The sequence below is a fragment of the Klebsiella sp. 4_1_44FAA genome (genome assembly GCF_000238715.1).
In the GTDB taxonomy this organism is placed as follows: domain Bacteria; phylum Pseudomonadota; class Gammaproteobacteria; order Enterobacterales; family Enterobacteriaceae; genus Klebsiella; species Klebsiella pneumoniae.
Genome location: NZ_JH414798.1, coordinates 788,929 through 807,081 on the forward strand (window position 1 = coordinate 788,929; position 18,153 = coordinate 807,081).

Below are 18,153 nucleotides of genomic sequence, written 5' to 3' on the forward strand. Positions count from 1 at the left end.
GCAGCATCCGCGCAAGAACAAAACGGCCATCAACATCGAATACATGAAAGCCAGCATCCGTGCCAGGGTGGAGCACCCGTTTCGCATCATCAAGCGGCAGTTCGGCTTCGTGAAAGCCAGATACAAGGGGCTGCTGAAAAACGATAACCAACTGGCGATGTTATTCACCCTGGCCAACCTGTTTCGGGTGGACCAAATGATACGTCAGTGGGAGAGATCTCAGTAAAAACCGGAAATAACGCCAGAAATGGTGGAAAAAATAGCCTAAATAGGCTGATTCGATGTGTTTGCGGGAAAAAAATCGGCCCAGATCCGCGAAATTTTAATCAGCGAGTCAGCTTGGGAAGAAATGACCTGCTTATTCGCACCTTCCTTAGCACTCATGTGGACTAGTATGGACTATGCAAGGAAAACGCTTTGCCAATACACAACATTTTAAGTCAGCAATACCAACGGGGAGCAGGTGATAAAATTCAGGAATTACAGAAGGAAAAATGATTGGTGCGTCTGAATGGACTCGAACCATCGACCCCCACCATGTCAAGGTGGTGCTCTAACCAACTGAGCTACAGACGCATTATGGTGCGTTTAATTGGACTCGAACCAACGACCCCCACCATGTCAAGGTGGTGCTCTAACCAACTGAGCTATAAACGCATTATGGTGCGTTCGATTGGACTCGAACCAACGACCCCCACCATGTCAAGGTGGTGCTCTAACCAACTGAGCTACGAACGCAATGTTGTGGTGACAACGGGGACGCATATTAGCGGCAGGGAGGGGATGTGGCAAGAGGTAAACGTCACTTTTCTTGCACATTGCATGCGATTGCGGAACTTTTACTCATTCCGGATATATTTTACTGAACCACAAGGATATTTCTTCGCCAGCGAGCATCACGGCTCTCATTTTTCAGGCAGTCCAAACCTGCGCGGAAGGGTTGCCGATGTGTTAAATTATCGGCCACCAGAAGAGAAGGAGTCATAACGAAGATGAAATCGATTGGTATTTTTTGCGGTTCTTCAGCTGGCGAACATCCGCTGTACCTCGAAACCGCCCGTCTGGTTGGACGTACGCTGGCGCAGCAGGGGTTGGCGCTTGTCTATGGCGGCGGCAAAGTTGGTCTGATGGGGGCGGTCGCCGATGCGGCGCTGGAGGCCGGTGGCGTGGTGATCGGCGTGATGCCGCGCGGCCTGGTGGAGCGGGAAATTGCCCACCGCGGCTTGACGGAGCTGCATGTGGTCGAGGATATGCACGAGCGGAAAACCAAAATGGCGGCGCTGGCGGATGGCTTTATTGCCCTGCCGGGCGGGGCGGGGACGCTCGAGGAGATTTTCGAACAATGGACCTGGGCGCAGCTGGGGATCCATGAGAAACCGTGCGCGTTCCTGAATATTAAGGGTTATTACGATCCGCTTCAGGCGATGGTCGATAACATGGTACGGGAAGGGTTTATGCACCCGCGCTACGCGGAGATGCTGCCGTTCGCTACCTCGGCAGACGAGATTATCGCCGGTTTTCGCGACTATACGCCGCCGGCCCGAAAATGGGTTCAGCAGCCAGCTATTTAAACATCAAGCGCAGGGTAAACAGCGCGCAGACGATGAGCAGTAACAGCAGCAATTCGAAGCGATAGCGTTGCAGCATGATGTCCTCCTGAAAAAAAACCGGCGCTGTTCAGCGCCGGTTTATCACCTTAACGCCCTGACCATTATGCCGCCGGTTTAACCGCCGGTTTAGCTGCGTGGTGTGCCGCTTTATGATGTTTCTTTGCAGCCTGGGCTTTTTGCTGAGCAGCCGGTTTTGCAGCGGCTTTGTGGTGTTTCTTCGCCGCCTGCGCTTTCTGCTCGGCTGCCGGTTTCGCGGCCGCTTTGTGATGTTTCTTATGGTGAACGGTAGTATGGCTGGCTGCTGCACTCGGGGTGGTGCTTGCCGCATCGGCAGCGAAAGCAACTGATGACAGACCCATAGCAGCGGCAACGACCAGAGCTAATACTTTTTTCATTCTGAAATCCTCGACTTGGTTTCTTGAGTAACCCCACTGCGGGGCTGTTGGCAACACTATAAGCGCCTGCCGGGAGGCTATCAGTGAGTCTTTGGTGTCAGGGAGTAACGGAATGTACAACGCGCCGTTATAGCGAAGAACGAAAAAGCCCGCCGGAGCGGCGGGCTTAGACAAGTTAGCGCGCAGCGCGCTGTAAGATGATGCTGGAAGGCTGGCGCTGCAGAAAACGCATCCGCAGCATCATCATGATGGCGGCGGAGGTCAGACCGATGATAAATCCGCACCAGAAACCGGCAGGTCCCATGCGGGGCACAATCATATCGGTCAGCGCCAGCAGATAGCCGCTCGGCAAACCCAGCACCCAGTACGCGGTAAAGGTAATAAAAAAGATAGACCGCGTATCTTTATAGCCGCGCAGAATGCCGCTGCCGATCACCTGAATAGAGTCGGAGATCTGATAGATAGCCGCCAGCAGCATCAGGTGCGAGGCCAGCGTCACCACCTCGGGATTATCGTTATACAGCAGCGCAATCTGCTTACGCATCAGGACGGTAAAGATAGCGGTAAATACCGCCAGGCAGACCCCCACGCCCACGCCGGTGCGGGCCGAAACTTGGGCATCGATCGTTGAGCCCTGGCCAAGGCGGAAGCCGACGCGAATGGTGACCGCCGCCGCCAGCGACAGCGGCAGAACGAACATCAGCGAGCTGAAATTAAGCGCGATCTGGTGACCAGCGACGTCAATGATCCCGAGCGGGGAGACCAGCAGCGCGACGACGGCAAACAGAGTGACTTCAAAGAACAGCGCCAGAGCAATGGGCAGCCCCAGCTGCACCAGCCGTAACAGGACGGCAAAATCAGGGCCGCTGAAGCGCTCGACGCAGCGGATATCGCGCATCGTACGCGCCCGGCGCACCCACCACAGCATGCTGGCGAACATCACCCAGTAAACGGAGGCCGTCGCCACACCGCAGCCGACGCCGCCCAGCTCGGGCATGCCGAAATGACCATAGATAAAAATATAGTTCACCGGAATGTTGACCAGTAATCCAATAAAGCCCATGACCATCCCGGGCTTGGTTTTTGCCAGCCCTTCACACTGGTTACGGGCGACCTGGAAGAACAGATAGCCCGGAGCGCCCCACAGCAGCGCGCGCAGGTAGCCAACCGCCTTCTCTGCCAACAGCGGATCGATGTTATGCATGGAGCTGATGATGTATCCGGCGTTCCACAGCACGACCATGATCAGCACCGAGACAAAGCCGGCCAGCCAGAAGCCCTGACGCACCTGCGGCGCGATACGCTCCCGCCGCCCGGATCCGTTAAGCTGTGCCACCACCGGGGTCAGCGCCAGCAGAAGGCCGTGGCCGAAGAGGATCGCCGGCAGCCAGATGGAGGTCCCGATGGCCACGGCGGCCATATCCGTGGCGCTGTAGCCACCCGCCATCACGGTATCGACAAAACCCATCGCCGTCTGCGCCACCTGCGCAAGGATGACGGGTATAGCCAGAGCTAATAACTGACGCGCTTCAACGAAATACTTCTGCACGTGAACACCTTCGAATTGTTGTTATTTTGAGACTAAAAAAGCCGCCGTAACTGGCAGCAAGGGGATAAAAATGAGGAATTTCCAGTCTATTGTAGCGAGGATTGGCTATTAAGCCAGTGAAAAAAGAGTCGAGGCACGAAGCGCGCTGGCAACCGCTTTGCCCTCCTGTTATTGTTCCCGATAGCGAAAGCGGTAATGATACCGTCATGATTTTCAACAGGAGCCAAACATGTTTACTGGTATTGTTCAGGGAACCGCGAAAGTGGTCTCCATTGATGATAAACCCAATTTTCGCACTCACGTGGTTGAGTTACCGGCACATATGCTGGAGGGGCTGGAAACCGGCGCCTCGGTAGCCAACAACGGCTGCTGCCTGACGGTGACCGAAATCAACGGCGCACGCATCAGCTTCGATCTGATGAAAGAGACGCTGCGGATTACCAATCTTGGCGATATTCAGGTCGGCGATGAAGTGAACGTCGAGCGAGCGGCGAAATTTAGTGATGAAATCGGCGGGCATTTAATGTCCGGCCACATTATGACCACCGCGGAAATCGTGAAGATTCTGACTTCCGAAAATAACCGTCAGATCTGGTTTAAAGTGCAGGATCCAACGCTGATGAAATACATCCTCTATAAAGGATTCATCGGTATTGACGGCATTAGTCTGACGGTGGGTGAGGTGACGGCGACCCGTTTCTGCGTGCATCTTATTCCGGAGACGCTGCAGCGGACCACCCTGGGAGCGAAAAAACTGGGCGATCGCGTCAATATTGAGATTGATCCGCAGACCCAGGCGGTTGTCGATACGGTCGAACGCGTGCTGGCCGCGAAAGAGATGGCGGCTAAGGTCAATGAAGCCTGAAAAAAAATCCCCCGCCGATAAGCGGGGGAGTGTTATTTAACGGGCGACGCGCAGTCCATGTTCAATACCGCGCGAGAACACCACCTGCCAGAGCTGAATGTCGCGGGCGCGGAAGGCGCCGGCGCAGGCGTTCAGATAATAGGTAAACATGCGTTTGAAACGCTCAGAATAGTTATCGGCAATTTCCGGCCAGCTGGCGAGGAAACGCTCATACCAGGCCATCAGGGTCGTGTCATAATCGGCGCCGAAGTTGTGCCAGTCTTCCATCACAAAGTGCTTCTCGCTGGCTTCGGCAATGTGACGCACGGAAGGCAGGCAGCCGTTCGGGAAGATATATTTATCGATCCACGGGTCAACGTTATGGTCGGTGACCTTGGAACCAATGGTGTGCAGTAAAAAGCGGCCGTTGGGTTTCAAATTACGGTCGGCAACCTCAAAGTAGGTAGCGTAATTTTTCGGCCCCACGTGCTCAAACATGCCAACGGAGACGATGCGGTCAAAGCTGTCGTGCAGATCGCGATAATCCTGGAGACGAATCTCTACATCGAGATCGGCGCAGCGCGCCTGGGCCATTTTTTGTTGCTCGGCGGAGATGGTTACACCCACGACGCTGACCTGATAATTTCGCGCCATATATTCGGCGAGACCGCCCCATCCACAGCCAATATCCAGTACCCGCATGCCTGGCTCCAGCTCCAGTTTGCGGCAGATGAGATCCAGCTTAGCCTGCTGGGCGGCCTCGAGGCTCTGCGCCTCTTTCCAGTAACCGCAGGAATATTGCATATAGGGATCAAGCATCCGGCTGAAGAGATCGTTGCCGAGGTCGTAGTGCTCTTTACCGACAATCCAGGCACGTTTTTTACTTTGTAGATTAAACAGACGAGCGCCTGCGATGCGGAGTGTGTCTTTGAAATGGTGTGGGAGCTGCTTTTCCAACCCGGCGCGTAACACCTTGTGGAAGAATATATCCAGACGCTCGCATTCCCACCAGCCGTCCATATAGCTTTCGCCTAAACCCAGCGAACCTTCCTGCAAAACCCGTTTAAAAAAGAGAGGATTTTTAACCCGCAGGTCGGACGGCGCGGAGCCATTGATTTCAATTCCCGCACGGCCTAATAATTCAGCTGCAATCCGGTACCAGTCATCATTTGGTACACTTACTTCTTCTATACACGATGAACTCATAGCTTCTCCATCACGCCCAAGTGATCAGAACCTTAAAACAGCGTAGACGCTTTTTTGGCTTTGTGAGAAATCTCACGGATAATCCGTGAAGTCGCTATCCGACGTAAACAGAGGAAGGGAGATAACCCTTGCCGAAAGGCCTTCCATGGTGAAACGGAGGCATCCTGCATCCGTTAATCTGTAACTATTTTCTATTTATGTGAACCCGGATCCAGTATAGGACGCTAAGTACTGGCTTTCAATAAAAATTTCTTAGCATGCTAACGACTGGTCCGGGCCCTGGCGACGGGCATTACGCGTGGGAAGAGTGGGGTGTCAGCTCCGGCGTCTGCTGCAGGCGATAGCCTATTCCGGCTAAGCCAATCGAAACCAGCATTACGCTGGTGGTAGTCAGCAGCGGCGTGGCGATCAGCGCGGATACCAGCAGACTGGTCAGGAAGCACAGGCCAAGCTGCAGGGTATTTTGCAGCGCCGCCGCGCGGCCGGTCGCCTGCGGAAAAGGCTTCAACGCCTGAGCAACCACGATGGGGTAGATCCCGCCGTTGACCACCGCCATCATGCAGAACGGGATCATTAACGCCACCAGCGAGGCATGGGTTTGCAGGCCCACCAGCCAGGTGGCGGCTACGCTGATGGCAAAAATCACCAGCAGCCACGGCAGCATCTGTTGACCGGACCATTTCTGCAGCAGCGCGCGACAGCCATAGCCTCCCACCAGAAAGGCGATTGTCTGCGGAATATAGCTCAGGCCGATAGCGGTTGGGCCATAGCCCATTTCATGCAGGATAAAAGGTGAACCGGTAAGCCAGGCGAAGAAGCTGGCGGAACAGGCGGCGTAGATCAGGACGTTGCCGCTGTATTCCCGGGAGCGCAGTAGCGCGAGAAAGGTGATCTTTTGCTGCGTCACTACTACTGACTTCGCGGCTGCCTTCAGGCGCAGGGCAGGCAGCATCAGCAGCAGAGTGATGGCGAACAGGGTGGCGAAGATGGCTTGCCACTCGAAGTGCACCAGCAGCCAGCTGCCCAGCAGCGGGGCCAGCGCCGGCGACAGTCCTACCAGCGGCATAATGGTGGCGAAGATGCGGTTCGTGCGCTGGGCAGGATAGTAATCGGCGACCATCGCCTGCCAGGTAACGGCCGCGGCACAGACGCCAATCGCCTGCAGAAAGCGCAGCGCCAGCATCAGGGTGGCATTGTGCACCCACAGCATCCCCAGACAGCCGGCCGCGAAAATCGCCAGGCCGCTCAGCAGTACCGGTTTACGTCCATAGCGGTCCGACAGCGGTCCCCAGAACAGCTGGCCCAGCGCGAAGCCGGCGAGGAACAGGCTCAGGCTGGCGCTAATGGAGGCGGCGGAGGTGTTGAGATCCTGCTGCATGGCGGCAAACGCCGGCAGGTACATATCGGTGGCCAGAAAGCCCAGCACGCTCAGGCCGGCCAGCCAGACTAAAAATCCTTTCCCGGGTTGTGACATAACGTTCTCATAGTTGGTGTACAGGTACGATGCCGCAGAGTGTAGGGAGTGCATTGTGGCTTGTGAAACGCTAATATTTGTCACATGCATTCAAAAATTTTGCAGGCAGAAAATGTGGTCTGAATACTCTCTGGAAGTGGTTGATGCCGTCGCCCGTAACGGCAGCTTCAGCGCGGCCGCGCAGGAGCTTCACCGGGTGCCTTCCGCGGTCAGCTATACCGTGCGTCAGCTCGAAGAGTGGCTCGCCGTTCCCTTATTTGAGCGTCGCCATCGTGATGTGGAGTTGACCCCCGCCGGGGTCTGGTTTTTACAGGAAGGGCGCTCTGTTATCAAAAAAATGCAGATCACCCGCCAGCAGTGTCAGCAAATTGCGAACGGCTGGCGCGGACAGTTGTCGATCGCAGTGGATGATATTGTGAAACCGGCGCGGATGCGTCAGATGATCGTCGATTTCTATCGCCATTTTCCCGACGTCGAACTGATCGTCTTTCAGGAAGTATTCAATGGCGTATGGGATGCGCTGGCCGACGGCCGCGTTGAGCTGGCGATTGGCGCAACGCGATCTATTCCGGTCGGCGGTCGCTATGCGTTCCGCGATATGGGGATGCTGAGCTGGGACTGCGTGGTGGCGAGCGATCATCCGCTGGCGAAGATGGATGGACCCCTGAGCGACGACATCCTGCGTAACTGGCCGTCGCTGGTGCGGGAGGATACCTCGCGCTCGTTGCCTAAACGGACAACATGGTTGCTGGATAACCAGAAGAGGGTAGTCGTCCCTGACTGGGAATCATCAGCAACCTGTTTGTCGGCAGGACTCTGCGTCGGCATGGTGCCGAGCCATTTCGCCCGTCCATGGATAGATCGCGGCGAGTGGACTGCGCTGGCGCTGGAAAATCCGTTCCCGGATGCCGCCTGCTGCCTGACGTGGCAGCAGAACGATGCCTCACCGGCGCTGAACTGGATGCTTGACTATCTGGGGGACAGCGACACGCTGAATCGGGAGTGGCTGCGGGCGCCGGAGAGATCCGCGCCCGCCAGATGCCTTAACGACGATAATCGACAAACGGGCCATCCGCTACCGAGCGGCGCTCAACCAGACGAGGGTGCACTTCGATAGACTGCGACTCTTCACGCTTGTTGACGATACGATCCAACAGCATGTTAAATGCGGCCTCGCCCAGGGAATCTTTCGGCTGATGAATGGTGGTTAACGCCGGGCTGAAATAGCGGGCGTTGCGCACATTATCATAACCGATCAGCGAAATGTCCTGCGGCACCCGCAGTCCCATTTCATCCGCCGCGCAGATAGCGCCCATCGCCATGATATCGCCGCCGCAGAAGACCGCCGTCGGGCGGTGCTGCTGGTTTAGGATCTGCTGCATTGCGCGGTAGCCGGACTCCGGCTCGAAGTCGCCCTGCACAATCCAGTTTTCCGGCACGCTGATATGCGCCTCTTTCATCGCCTGCATGAAGCCGGCCAGTCGCCCCGCGCCGGTGTTGCGCTCCAGCGGGCCCGGGATCACGCCGATTTCGCGATGGCCGCGTTCAATCAGGTAGCGTCCGGCGATATAGCCGCCCTGGAAGGCGTTATCGATCACCGCATCGGTGAAGTCGGCTTTCGCCTCGCCCCAGTCCATCACCACCATCGGGATATGGCGGTACTCTTCCAGCATGCTCAATACCGAATCCGGATACTCGGAACACATCACCAGCAGACCGTCTACGCGCTTTTGTGCCATCATCGACAGATAGGCGCGCTGTTTTTCCAGATCGTTCCACGCGTTACCGAGGATCAGAGTATAGCCCTTCTGGAAGCAGCTCTTTTCAACGGACTCAATAATTTCAGCGAAATAGGCGGCTTCGCTACTGGTCGCCAGCAGGCCAATCGATTTGGTGTGATTGACTTTCAGGCTGCGCGCCACGGCGCTCGGCGAGTAGTGCAGCTCTTTGATCGCCGCCCATACCGCATTACGCGTCTCTTCGGCAACGAAACGGGTTTTGTTAATTACATGTGACACAGTTGTAGTGGAAACGTTTGCGCGTTTCGCTACATCTTTAATAGTTGCCATTACATCTCACTCCATGCCTTGACCTGATCGCCTGATCATCGATACGTAAACGTTTGCCTACACACACCCTGAATACAATTTTCAACATTGCATCACGTCGGGAAAACGACACAGAACGACAGGAAGGGGTCAATGGCCGATACGCTTTTAAATTAGCGTGGGATTTTGTCCGATCTTGGGGCAAAGTGGAAGAGCAAAAATGTGCATCGCCCTAAAATCCCGGAAGATTTTTGCGATTTTTTTGTGCAAAAAATGAGCAAGCTCACTTTTGGTGTGGGGATAACAAGAGGGAAAAATGATGGATACCAATTTAAAGTTTTCGCTGATCACCACGATTATTGCTCTCGGCGTGATTGTCGCTTTCAGCCTGACCGCCATACTGCACTAATGTTTCGCTGAGGGAGGAGCGCCGCTTCCTCCCCATATCCCGCCATTATTATCAATTCTGCAAAAATCTTTTGTCATTTCGTTCACTTTTGTTTTTTTGTGATTGATGTCATGCTTTTGACTTCTGATGTTACGCCGTCCTCTCTGACGGTCTGATGGAGTCATTGAATGAAAATCAACTTTCCTTTACTTGCGCTGGCGATCGGCGCCTTTGGCATCGGTACCACCGAGTTCTCCCCGATGGGATTGCTGCCGGTGATTGCGAAAGGTGTGGACGTCTCGATACCGGTAGCGGGAATGCTGATCAGTGCGTATGCCATCGGCGTCATGGTCGGCGCACCGCTGATGACGCTGCTATTGTCGCATCGCGCACGGCGCAATGCGCTGATTTTTCTGATGGGGATCTTCACCGTCGGCAACCTGTTGTCATCCATCGCGCCGGATTACACCACGCTGCTGCTGTCGCGGATTATTACCAGCCTCAACCACGGCGCTTTTTTCGGCCTGGGATCGGTGGTGGCGGCCAGCGTCGTGCCAAAGCATAAGCAGGCCAGCGCGGTAGCCACTATGTTTATGGGCCTGACCATCGCCAACATTGGCGGCGTGCCGGCGGCCACCTGGCTTGGCGAAACCATCGGTTGGCGGATGTCCTTCCTTGCTACTGCGGGATTAGGCCTGCTGGCGATGGTTAGCCTGTGGTTCTCCCTGCCGAAGGGCAGCGCGGGGGAACGTCCTGATGTCAAAAAAGAGCTTTCTGTCCTGCTGCGCCCGCAGGTGCTCTCCGCGTTACTGACCACCGTGCTTGGCGCCGGGGCGATGTTTACGCTGTATACCTACATTTCGCCAGTGCTCAATACGCTGACCCACGCTTCATCGCTGTTTATAACCGCGATGCTGGTGCTGATTGGCGTCGGTTTTTCGCTAGGCAACTATCTGGGCGGCAAATTTGCTGACCGGTCGGTCTCCGGCACGCTGAAGGGCTTTCTGCTGCTGCTGATGGCGATCATGCTGGCGATCCCGCTGCTGGCGCAATCCCAGGCCGGGGCGGCCATCAGCATGATTGTCTGGGGCGCAGCAACCTTTGCGGTGGTTCCGCCGCTGCAGATGCGGGTTATGCGCGTAGCGCATGAGGCGCCGGGGCTCTCTTCTTCGGTGAATATCGGCGCGTTCAACCTCGGCAACGCGCTGGGCGCCGCCGCCGGTGGGGCGGTGATCTCTGGCGGACTGGGCTATGCGTTTGTGCCGGTGATGGGCGCGATTATCGCTGGTCTGGCGCTGCTGCTGGTCTGGTTTAGCGGGCGAGCGCAGCCGGAAGAGGCTTTCGCCAGCCAGTAATCATCGGCTGGGCAAGGGCAAAAAAACCGCAGCCGGGGAGACCCCGCTGCGGTTTGTCGTTTATGCCGCCAGGTTAGCCGCAACAAACTTCCAGTTAACCAGCGCCCAGAAGTGGTCCAGGTAGCTTGGACGGGCGTTGCGATAGTCGATGTAGTAGGCGTGTTCCCAAACGTCAACGGTCAGCAGCGGCTTCGCGTCGGTGGTCAGCGGGGTGCCGGCGTTGCTGGTGGAGACGATAGCCAGGCTGCCGTCGGCATTTTTGACCAGCCAGGTCCAGCCAGCGCCGAAGTTTTTCGCCGCGGCATCGGTAAATTTGGCTTTAAAATCCGCGAAGCTGCCGAAAGATTTGGCGATTGCGGCCGCCAGTTCGCCTTCCGGTTCGCCGCCGGCGTTAGGCGCCAGGCAGTTCCAGTAGAAGGTGTGGTTCCAGACCTGCGCTGCGTTGTTGAATACGCCGCCTTCAGACGTGCGGACGATCTCTTCGAGGGATTTGCCTTCGAACGCAGTGCCTTTGATCAGGTTGTTGAGGTTAGTGACATACGCCTGGTGGTGTTTACCGTAGTGATATTCCAGGGTTTCTGCGGAAATGTGCGGCGCCAGGGCGTCTTTTGCATATGGTAATGCAGGTAATTCAAACGACATTGCTACTCTCCTTATAACTTTTTGTTTTATCTCACATTGACAGGATGAGGTTTTCACCTGAATCGTGTTCTGACCGCCCGACGCTGTCGCGTCCCGGGCGTGTTATTGTATTGAGAATGTTAACATTTGCCGCAAGCAGTGAAAAGCCTTACAACGATAAAGGCTATTATCTCCGGTGCATGTGGTGAAGGCTTAACCGTTTTCTGCAGGAGTGGGCAATAAGCCGCCAAAATTGTTGCAACCATGTATAAGGAGATGCCCTCTACGGATTTGCGAACTCGCATGGCGATTAACTACTCTGCTTCGCCGCTGTCACGCAATGCGCTGGACAAAAAATAAAACTTTAATATCAGACGATTAATAAAAATATGCGCTCAGGCAATCGTCGCTATGCCAATAATTCATTGTCTATTTTTAAATTTGTATGACAAATATAGCCGCCAGCAGTAATTTCCCCAGGATGACGACGATGGCAAAAACAGATGAGGTGGTGAGCGCGAAAATGATCCCGGTGGTGCAGGGGATTGTTGACTGGATCGAAGCACATATTTTCGACACCCTGTCGGTGAGCGCGATTGCGAAAAAGTCCGGCTACTCACACTGGTACTTCCAGCGACAATTCGCCATGGTAACGGGCTGCACGCTGGCGAGCTACGTCAGCCGACGAAAGATGACGATTGCGACAATCTATTTAACGCAGACGCAGGCGTCGATACAGAGTATTTCTCAGTGCCTGGGATACGAGGGACAAGCCGCTTTCTGCCGGACCTTTCACCGTCACTTTGGCATGTCGCCGACCCGCTATCGTCGTGATACGCCGGGCAAAGAGAGCAATCTGCAATATCCCTTGCGGGTGGGGATGGAGATCGAGCAGGAGAGGCGGTCTGCCGCCGCAGCGGCAGACCGGGATCAGCGAATGGTTTTCGGCGTCATGACGCGACGAGCGCCGACATAATGGCGAACCCAGTAATCCTCGCTCAGGGAGGTGATTTGAATATCACGACCTGTGCGCGGCGACTGAATGAATTTTCCGTTGCCGACGTAGACGCCGACATGGTCGGCAGCGCCCCGTCCGCGGGTGCGGAAGAAGACTAAATCGCCGCTCTGCAGTTCATCACGATCCACCGGACGCGCATCGCGCAGGTGGTACATTTCGTTGGCCGTACGCGGGATGTGGATCTTTACCAGGTCCTTATAGGCGTAATAGACCAGCCCGCTGCAGTCAAACCCGGTGCGCGGCGAGGTGCCGCCCCAGCGATAGGGTTTACCCAACTGGCCCATCAGTTTGTTCATCGCGGTACTTTGCGCTTTTTGCACCCGGACCTTGTGGGCGTCGGCGATCGTTAAATTCGCTTCGCTGGCCTCGGGCTTACAGCGTTTTTTATAGCCCTTGCGCACCACGCATTTGCTTTTGACGCTGTTTAGCGCCAGGGTCGGCTCGGCGCTGGCGGCGACCGTTTTCGCGCACTGCTTTTTATAACCTTTACGCAGCACGCATTTTTTCGTCGCGCCGGCGGCCTGACGATGAAGTGCGGTTTGGCTTGCTGCGGTAGTGCGGGTAGGGAGCCGGGTGCGCGAGGACTTTTTACTGGTGGTTTTAGCGGTGGTTTTAGTTTTTTGACTGGTTGCTTTTTTCTTGCGCTCTGAGCCACTTTTCGCGGGCAACGCTTTTGGCGAAGCGGAGGCGTGCGTATGCCCTGATGCCTGAGCCAGTGGCGTGAATGAGATAGACGTGAACAGTAATGCACAGAGCGATATCGCGATTTTGTTTAGCCGCGCCACTGAGCAATCCCCTGATTAATTACAGACATGTACAAATGCCTGACGATGAATGACAAACCGGAATGATTCTAAAGCATAAAAAGCCGGAAAGTTAATATTCTTTTGTATCAAAAATGTCGATTGGTTAACGATTGCAAGAAAACGCGTCAGACATTGACCGCCTCGCACAGAAAATGCGCAATGAGTGCCCGCCTGCGATCGCAAAGTGATATTTTTAAGGCAACTTCGCGCAACAGAAGATAAAATATGAATAGTGAAAAAAATGTTATTATCCGTCCTGCCTACAGGACGCTACAATGACAAGTTACTGCCGTAGAAAGAAGTTTAAGGAAGCACGACAATGAGCTCGACTTTAGAAAAGATCCAACGCCAAATCGCTGAAAACCCGATCCTGTTGTACATGAAAGGGTCGCCGAAGCTGCCAAGCTGCGGTTTCTCTGCCCAGGCCGTTCAGGCGCTGTCCGCCTGTGGCGAACGTTTTGCTTACGTTGATATTCTGCAGAACCCGGATATCCGCGCCGAGCTGCCTAAATACGCCAACTGGCCGACTTTCCCGCAGCTGTGGGTAGACGGTGAACTGGTGGGCGGCTGCGATATCGTCATCGAAATGTACCAGCGCGGTGAACTGCAGCAGCTGATCAAAGAGACGGCGGCAAAGTACCATACCGACGAGCCAAAAGCGGAGTAATTCCCGCCATCAGTAAAAAAGCGACTTCCTGGAAGTCGCTTTTTTTATCACTCCGGGGTGGCTACGGGCAGCGGCCAGCCGCCCAGACGCTTCCAGCGGTTCACGATCTCGCAAAACAGCTGCGCCGTCTGCTCGGTATCATACAGGGCGGAGTGAGCCTGCGCGCCGTCGAACGGCATACCCGCGGCAATACAGGCTTTCGACAGCACCGTCTGGCCCAGCGCCAGCCCGCTTAGCGCGGCGGTGTCGAAGGTAACAAACGGATGGAAAGGGTTGCGTTTAAGTCCCGCGCGTTCGGCGGCGGTCATGGTGAAGCTGTGGTCAAAGGTGGCATTGTGCGCCACCATGATTGCCCGGCTGCAGTCGCTCTCTTTCATCCCTTTGCGCACCATTTTGAAGATGGCATGCAGGGCATCGTATTCGCTGACGGCCCCGCGCTGCGGGTCATGCGGGTTAATCCCGTTAAAAGCCAGCGCTTCGGGCTGCAGATTGGCGCCCTCGAAAGGTTCAACATGGAAATGCAGCGTTTCATCGGGCATCAGCCAGCCGTGCTCATCCATCTTCAACGTAATGGCGGCGATCTCCAGCAGGGCGTCGGTTTTGGCGTTAAATCCTGCGGTTTCAACATCGATCACCACCGGATAAAAACCGCGGAAACGGTCGCACAGACCATTCAGTTGAGCGTTCTCGGACATCAGATTCTCTTAGCTGGAAAAAAGTAGCGCGCATTATGGCAAATTTTGCCGCGGCTTGCAGCAGGCAGGGGTGAAAACAACGGGCGCCGTAGCGCCCGGGCGAGCCATGGCATTAAATATGCCAGCGTGGGGAAGCGTTAGTTGCCCAGACCTTTGCCGGCATCTTTCTCTTCAATGAGCTCGATTTTGTAACCGTCCGGATCTTCCACGAAGGCGATGACGGTGGTGCCGCCTTTTACCGGCCCGGCTTCACGGGTGACGTTGCCCCCGTTCTGACGGATCCGTTCGCAGGCTTCGGCGGCGTTATCGACGCTCAGCGCGATATGGCCGTAGGCGGTGCCCAGCTCATAGCTGTCCACGCCCCAGTTGTAGGTCAGTTCGATCACCGCGGTTTCGCTCTCTTCGCCGTAGCCGACAAAGGCGAGGGAGTACTTGTACTCCGGGTTTTCGCTGGTGCGCAGCAGCTTCATGCCCAACACGTTGGTATAGAAGTCGATAGAACGTTGCAGGTCGCCAACGCGCAGCATGGTGTGGAGTAAGCGCATAATGTCCCCTATGCAGTTTATTTGATAGATCAGAACGTTGAGTATAGCGGCGATACGTCGCCGCTATCAATGGAGGGATTACAGAGTCGGGTAATCGGTGTAGCCTTCCGCGCCGCCGCCGTAGAAGGATTCCGGGCGTTGCGGGTTAAGCGGCGCTTTTTTCTGCAGGCGAGCCACCAGATCCGGGTTGGCGATGTAATCGCGGCCAAATGCCACGGCATCAATCAGCCCTTTATTGATAAGATCGTTGGCTTTTTCTACTGTGTAAGCGCCAGCGCCAATGATCACCCCCGGGAAGCGGTCGCGGACTTTCTGACGGAAAGCTTCACTGTAAGGTTTGCCGCCCGCCCAGTCCGGCTCGGACATGTGCAGATAGGCGATACCGCGTTTCGCCAGCTCGCTAATCAGATACAGCGCGTCTTCTTCTTCGTTCGGGCCATTATCCACATTCTGGAAGCTGCCAATCGGCGACACGCGGATGCCAATGCGCTCGGCGCTCCACTCTTGACTCACGGCGTCAACCACTTCCAGCACCAGACGGGCACGGTTCTCCACGCTGCCGCCGTACTGATCGGTACGCTGGTTCGCCGATGGCGAGAGGAACTGGTGCAGCAGATAGCCGTGGGCTGAGTGCAGCTCAACCAGATCGAAGCCGGCGTCACGGGCATTGCCGACCGCCTGACGGAAATCGTTGACGATCCCTGGGATCTCTGCGGTTTCCAGGGCGCGGGGCAGTTGAGGTGTCGACGCGAATGGCGTGGCCGTTTTCGTCACGCAGTGAGGTACGGGTGCCCGCGCTCAGCGCGGAAGGCGCTACCGGGGCGGCGCCGCCAGGCTGCAGGCTACTATGGGAAATTCGGCCTGTGTGCCACAGCTGGACGGCGATATGACCATTTTCGGCATGAACGCCGGCGGTGATTTTCTGCCAGGCGGCAATCTGCTCCGGGCTGTGCAGCCCAGGCGCGCCGGCGTAGCCTTTGGCCTGCGCGGAGATCTGCGTCGCTTCGGTGATGATCAGCCCGGAACTGGCGCGCTGGCGGTAGTATTCGCCCATCAGCGGAGTAGGGATATCGCCCGGCTCAATGCTGCGCAGACGCGTCAACGGCGCCATAAATACGCGATTAGGGACGGTGACCGCACCGACTTTCAGTGGGCTGAATAATTTTGCTTCCGACATAGTGACTCCTGAGTAGACCGGTCGTCTAGTAACTGATGAAATAAAAACGCCTGTTATACCGCAGGCGCCGCAATAATCTGTTTGGCGTGGGCAAGGGCGCTTTCCAGCGGCGTTGCGCTACGCGTAATTTTGGCCTGCAGGTTGGCCCCGAGCCACAGGGAATACAGCACCTGCGACAGGGTCATGGCCTCGCCGTCAAATGCGAGACTGCCTTCCTGACGTCCTTTCTCCAGCGCGTCGCCCAGCAGGGCGATAATCTGGCTGGCTCCGCGATCCATGGCGGCGCGCATATCTTCCGACAGATCGCAAACCTCCGCGGATAGCTTGACAGTAAGACACCCGCTAATAATCCCCTGCTGGCAGAACTGATTCAGCGTGTGCTGATAGTAGGCCAGCAGGCGATCGCGATAGTTACCGTCGCCATGATCGAAGTGGTCGACCAGGCGCTGCAGATATCCGGTGTAGTGATGTTCAAGCAGCGCGACGCCGAAGGCTTCCTTAGAGCGAAAGTAGTGGTAGAAGGAGCCCTTGGGCACCTCCGCCGTCTTCAGAAGTTCGCTCAAGCCCATTCCGGTAAAACCGCGATGCATGCAAAGCTGCTCGCCGGTGGCCAGGATATGTTCTCGGGTATCGCAATCGCTGTGTCTGTTCATGCTGCACACTGTAGTAGACCGATTGGTCTAATGCAAGCGTCGGCGGAAAAATGTTAGCTGGCGCAGCACGTAGTGAACAAAATTTGCGTCGGCGCGGGGAAACGTCTTCAATGAAAGGAGACGAGGGGACAGGAGGCGTGTGGTGGCAGAGCAGTTAGAATTTTTCCCGGTGCAGAGCCCGTGCCGGGGAATATGTCAGACCGATGAGCGCGGCTACTGTCGCGGCTGTTTCCGCAGCCGTGAGGAACGTTTTAACTGGCAAAGGATGAGCGATGCGCAGAAACAGGAGGTTTTGCGTCTTTGCCGCCAACGGCTGCTGCGCAAAATACGCGCGAACAGGCCGGAGCCGGCGGAAGAACCGCAGCAACCCTCACTGTTTTAAGCCAAAAATTACGTATACTCAGAGCACTTTTTTATTGAGGAAGCGGTTATGGTTCAGCGTATTGCTATGGCTCCCCAGGGGCCGGAATTTTCACGTTTTGTGATGGGCTACTGGCGTCTGATGGACTGGAAAATGTCGCCTGGCGAGCTGGTCAGCTTTATTGAGCAGCATCTCGATTTAGGCGTAACCACCGTCGATCACGCCGATATCTATGGCGATTATCAGTGTGAGGCTGCCTTTGGCGAAGCGCTGAAGCGAGCGCCGCATCTGCGTAGCCGGATGGAAATCGTCAGCAAATGCGGTATCGCCACCCGGGCGCGCGCTGAGAACACCATTGGCCACTACATTACCGACCGCGATCACATCGTGCTCAGCGCCGAGCAATCGCTGCGTAATCTGGCGACGGACCATCTCGACTTGCTGCTGATCCACCGGCCGGACCCACTGATGGACGCCGACGAGGTAGCCGAAGCTTTTCTCGCGCTGCATCATAGCGGTAAAGTGCGCCATTTTGGCGTCTCGAACTTTACCCCCGCCCAGTTCACCTTGCTGCAGTCACGTCTGCCGTTTACCCTGGCCACCAACCAGGTCGAAATTTCACCGGTGCATCAGCCGCTGCTGCTCGACGGTACTCTCGATCAGCTGCAGCAACTGCGTATTCGTCCGATGGCGTGGTCTTGTCTTGGCGGTGGTCGCCTGTTTAACGCTGAGACACGCAAC

General features: G+C 55.9%; 21 protein-coding genes, 3 tRNA genes and 1 pseudogene. 11 read left to right on the forward strand and 14 right to left on the reverse strand.

The features are described 5' to 3' along the window. On the forward strand, nucleotides 1-226 hold a 226-nt coding region (locus HMPREF1024_RS21880; protein WP_004153889.1), incomplete at its 5' end, for an IS5/IS1182 family transposase. Beyond that, nucleotides 208-393 (forward strand): hypothetical protein, encoded by a 186-nt coding sequence (locus HMPREF1024_RS32025; RefSeq protein ID WP_309600546.1) that lies wholly within the window; start codon nucleotides 208-210, stop codon nucleotides 391-393. The genes HMPREF1024_RS21880 and HMPREF1024_RS32025, both read left to right, overlap by 19 nt. Nucleotides 394-499: 106 nt before the next feature. On the opposite strand, the gene HMPREF1024_RS21875 is transcribed toward HMPREF1024_RS32025, so the two are convergent. The 3 genes from HMPREF1024_RS21875 to HMPREF1024_RS21865 form a co-directional block, all read right to left on the reverse strand. Then, a tRNA-Val gene (locus HMPREF1024_RS21875) sits at nucleotides 500-576 on the reverse strand. A gap of 4 nt (nucleotides 577-580) precedes the next feature. Continuing rightward, nucleotides 581-657: transfer RNA gene (locus HMPREF1024_RS21870), tRNA-Val, on the reverse strand. 4 nt (nucleotides 658-661) lie between these two features. Beyond that, nucleotides 662-738, reverse strand: a tRNA-Val gene (locus tag HMPREF1024_RS21865). 254 nt (nucleotides 739-992) lie between these two features. Here HMPREF1024_RS21865 and HMPREF1024_RS21860 point away from each other — a divergent pair. Beyond that, nucleotides 993-1,571 carry a TIGR00730 family Rossman fold protein gene (locus HMPREF1024_RS21860; RefSeq protein ID WP_004175848.1) on the forward strand — a complete coding sequence of 193 codons (579 nt, stop codon included), beginning with the start codon at nucleotides 993-995 and terminating at the stop codon, nucleotides 1,569-1,571. A 140-nt stretch (nucleotides 1,572-1,711) separates the two neighbouring features. Here HMPREF1024_RS21860 and asr read toward each other — a convergent pair whose 3' ends face one another. Further along, nucleotides 1,712-2,005: an acid resistance repetitive basic protein Asr gene (gene asr / locus HMPREF1024_RS0125665; protein WP_032451331.1), complete on the reverse strand. Its 294-nt coding sequence runs from the start codon at nucleotides 2,003-2,005 to the stop codon at nucleotides 1,712-1,714. Nucleotides 2,006-2,180: 175 nt separating this feature from the next. Beyond that, entirely contained in the window at nucleotides 2,181-3,554 is a 1,374-nt protein-coding gene (mdtK, locus tag HMPREF1024_RS21855) for an MdtK family multidrug efflux MATE transporter (protein ID WP_004151201.1), read from the reverse strand. A 229-nt stretch (nucleotides 3,555-3,783) separates the two neighbouring features. Between mdtK and HMPREF1024_RS21850 the strand changes: the two genes are divergently transcribed. Continuing rightward, on the forward strand, nucleotides 3,784-4,419 hold the full coding sequence (locus tag HMPREF1024_RS21850) for a riboflavin synthase (RefSeq protein ID WP_002907792.1): 636 nt from the start codon (nucleotides 3,784-3,786) through the stop codon (nucleotides 4,417-4,419). A gap of 36 nt (nucleotides 4,420-4,455) precedes the next feature. Here the strand turns inward: HMPREF1024_RS21850 and cfa are convergent, their stop codons facing one another. Together cfa and punC are read right to left on the reverse strand one after the other, a co-directional pair. After that, nucleotides 4,456-5,604, reverse strand: coding sequence for a cyclopropane fatty acyl phospholipid synthase (cfa, locus tag HMPREF1024_RS21845; RefSeq protein ID WP_002907788.1), 1,149 nt, complete (start codon nucleotides 5,602-5,604; stop codon nucleotides 4,456-4,458). 292 nt (nucleotides 5,605-5,896) lie between these two features. Further along, complete coding sequence (gene punC, locus HMPREF1024_RS21840) at nucleotides 5,897-7,078, reverse strand: purine nucleoside transporter PunC (RefSeq protein WP_004196034.1); 1,182 nt, start codon at nucleotides 7,076-7,078, stop codon at nucleotides 5,897-5,899. Nucleotides 7,079-7,190: 112 nt separating this feature from the next. On the opposite strand from punC, the gene punR reads away from it, so the two are divergent. Further along, nucleotides 7,191-8,195, forward strand: coding sequence for a DNA-binding transcriptional activator PunR (punR, locus tag HMPREF1024_RS21835; protein WP_009307704.1), 1,005 nt, complete (start codon nucleotides 7,191-7,193; stop codon nucleotides 8,193-8,195). Here punR and purR read toward each other — a convergent pair. After that, nucleotides 8,122-9,147, reverse strand: coding sequence for an HTH-type transcriptional repressor PurR (gene purR / locus HMPREF1024_RS21830; RefSeq protein ID WP_002907778.1), 1,026 nt, complete (start codon nucleotides 9,145-9,147; stop codon nucleotides 8,122-8,124). The genes punR and purR overlap by 74 nt on opposite strands. A 295-nt stretch (nucleotides 9,148-9,442) precedes the next feature. Between purR and HMPREF1024_RS30445 the strand changes: the two genes are divergently transcribed. Further along, entirely contained in the window at nucleotides 9,443-9,535 is a 93-nt protein-coding gene (locus HMPREF1024_RS30445) for a YnhF family membrane protein (protein ID WP_002907776.1), read from the forward strand. Nucleotides 9,536-9,702: 167 nt separating this feature from the next. Next, the gene (locus HMPREF1024_RS21820) at nucleotides 9,703-10,869 is read left to right on the forward strand and encodes an MFS transporter (protein WP_002907773.1); all 1,167 of its coding nucleotides are present in this window, start codon (nucleotides 9,703-9,705) and stop codon (nucleotides 10,867-10,869) included. A gap of 60 nt (nucleotides 10,870-10,929) precedes the next feature. Here the strand turns inward: HMPREF1024_RS21820 and sodB are convergent, their stop codons facing one another. Continuing rightward, nucleotides 10,930-11,511 carry a superoxide dismutase [Fe] gene (sodB, locus tag HMPREF1024_RS21815; RefSeq protein ID WP_002907771.1) on the reverse strand — a complete coding sequence of 194 codons (582 nt, stop codon included), beginning with the start codon at nucleotides 11,509-11,511 and terminating at the stop codon, nucleotides 10,930-10,932. A gap of 469 nt (nucleotides 11,512-11,980) precedes the next feature. Between sodB and HMPREF1024_RS21810 the strand changes: the two genes are divergently transcribed. After that, entirely contained in the window at nucleotides 11,981-12,466 is a 486-nt protein-coding gene (locus HMPREF1024_RS21810) for an AraC family transcriptional regulator (RefSeq protein WP_004212764.1), read from the forward strand. Here HMPREF1024_RS21810 and HMPREF1024_RS21805 read toward each other — a convergent pair. Continuing rightward, nucleotides 12,421-13,293, reverse strand: coding sequence for a C40 family peptidase (locus HMPREF1024_RS21805; protein ID WP_004151204.1), 873 nt, complete (start codon nucleotides 13,291-13,293; stop codon nucleotides 12,421-12,423). The two genes, HMPREF1024_RS21810 and HMPREF1024_RS21805, sit on opposite strands and share 46 nt — an antisense overlap. A 340-nt stretch (nucleotides 13,294-13,633) precedes the next feature. Here HMPREF1024_RS21805 and HMPREF1024_RS21800 point away from each other — a divergent pair, with 340 nt between their 5' ends. Next, nucleotides 13,634-13,981 carry a Grx4 family monothiol glutaredoxin gene (locus HMPREF1024_RS21800; protein ID WP_002907768.1) on the forward strand — a complete coding sequence of 116 codons (348 nt, stop codon included), beginning with the start codon at nucleotides 13,634-13,636 and terminating at the stop codon, nucleotides 13,979-13,981. Nucleotides 13,982-14,028: 47 nt separating this feature from the next. Here the strand turns inward: HMPREF1024_RS21800 and rnt are convergent, their stop codons facing one another. The 4 genes and pseudogenes from rnt to HMPREF1024_RS21785 form a co-directional block, all read right to left on the reverse strand. Next, nucleotides 14,029-14,676, reverse strand: coding sequence for a ribonuclease T (gene rnt, locus HMPREF1024_RS21795; protein ID WP_002907766.1), 648 nt, complete (start codon nucleotides 14,674-14,676; stop codon nucleotides 14,029-14,031). 137 nt (nucleotides 14,677-14,813) lie between these two features. Beyond that, nucleotides 14,814-15,221, reverse strand: a complete 408-nt coding sequence (gloA, locus tag HMPREF1024_RS21790) for a lactoylglutathione lyase (RefSeq protein ID WP_002907764.1) — start codon at nucleotides 15,219-15,221, stop codon at nucleotides 14,814-14,816. Nucleotides 15,222-15,299: 78 nt separating this feature from the next. Continuing rightward, a pseudogene (locus tag HMPREF1024_RS0125670) lies at nucleotides 15,300-16,398 on the reverse strand (alkene reductase). 53 nt (nucleotides 16,399-16,451) lie between these two features. After that, nucleotides 16,452-17,051, reverse strand: a complete 600-nt coding sequence (locus HMPREF1024_RS21785; protein WP_004175857.1) for a TetR/AcrR family transcriptional regulator — start codon at nucleotides 17,049-17,051, stop codon at nucleotides 16,452-16,454. A gap of 139 nt (nucleotides 17,052-17,190) precedes the next feature. Between HMPREF1024_RS21785 and HMPREF1024_RS21780 the strand changes: the two genes are divergently transcribed. Beyond that, nucleotides 17,191-17,433, forward strand: a complete 243-nt coding sequence (locus tag HMPREF1024_RS21780; protein WP_072143294.1) for a DUF1289 domain-containing protein — start codon at nucleotides 17,191-17,193, stop codon at nucleotides 17,431-17,433. A 48-nt stretch (nucleotides 17,434-17,481) separates the two neighbouring features. Further along, a partial coding sequence (locus HMPREF1024_RS21775; RefSeq protein WP_009307708.1) for an aldo/keto reductase family oxidoreductase occupies nucleotides 17,482-18,153 on the forward strand: 672 nt, incomplete at its 3' end.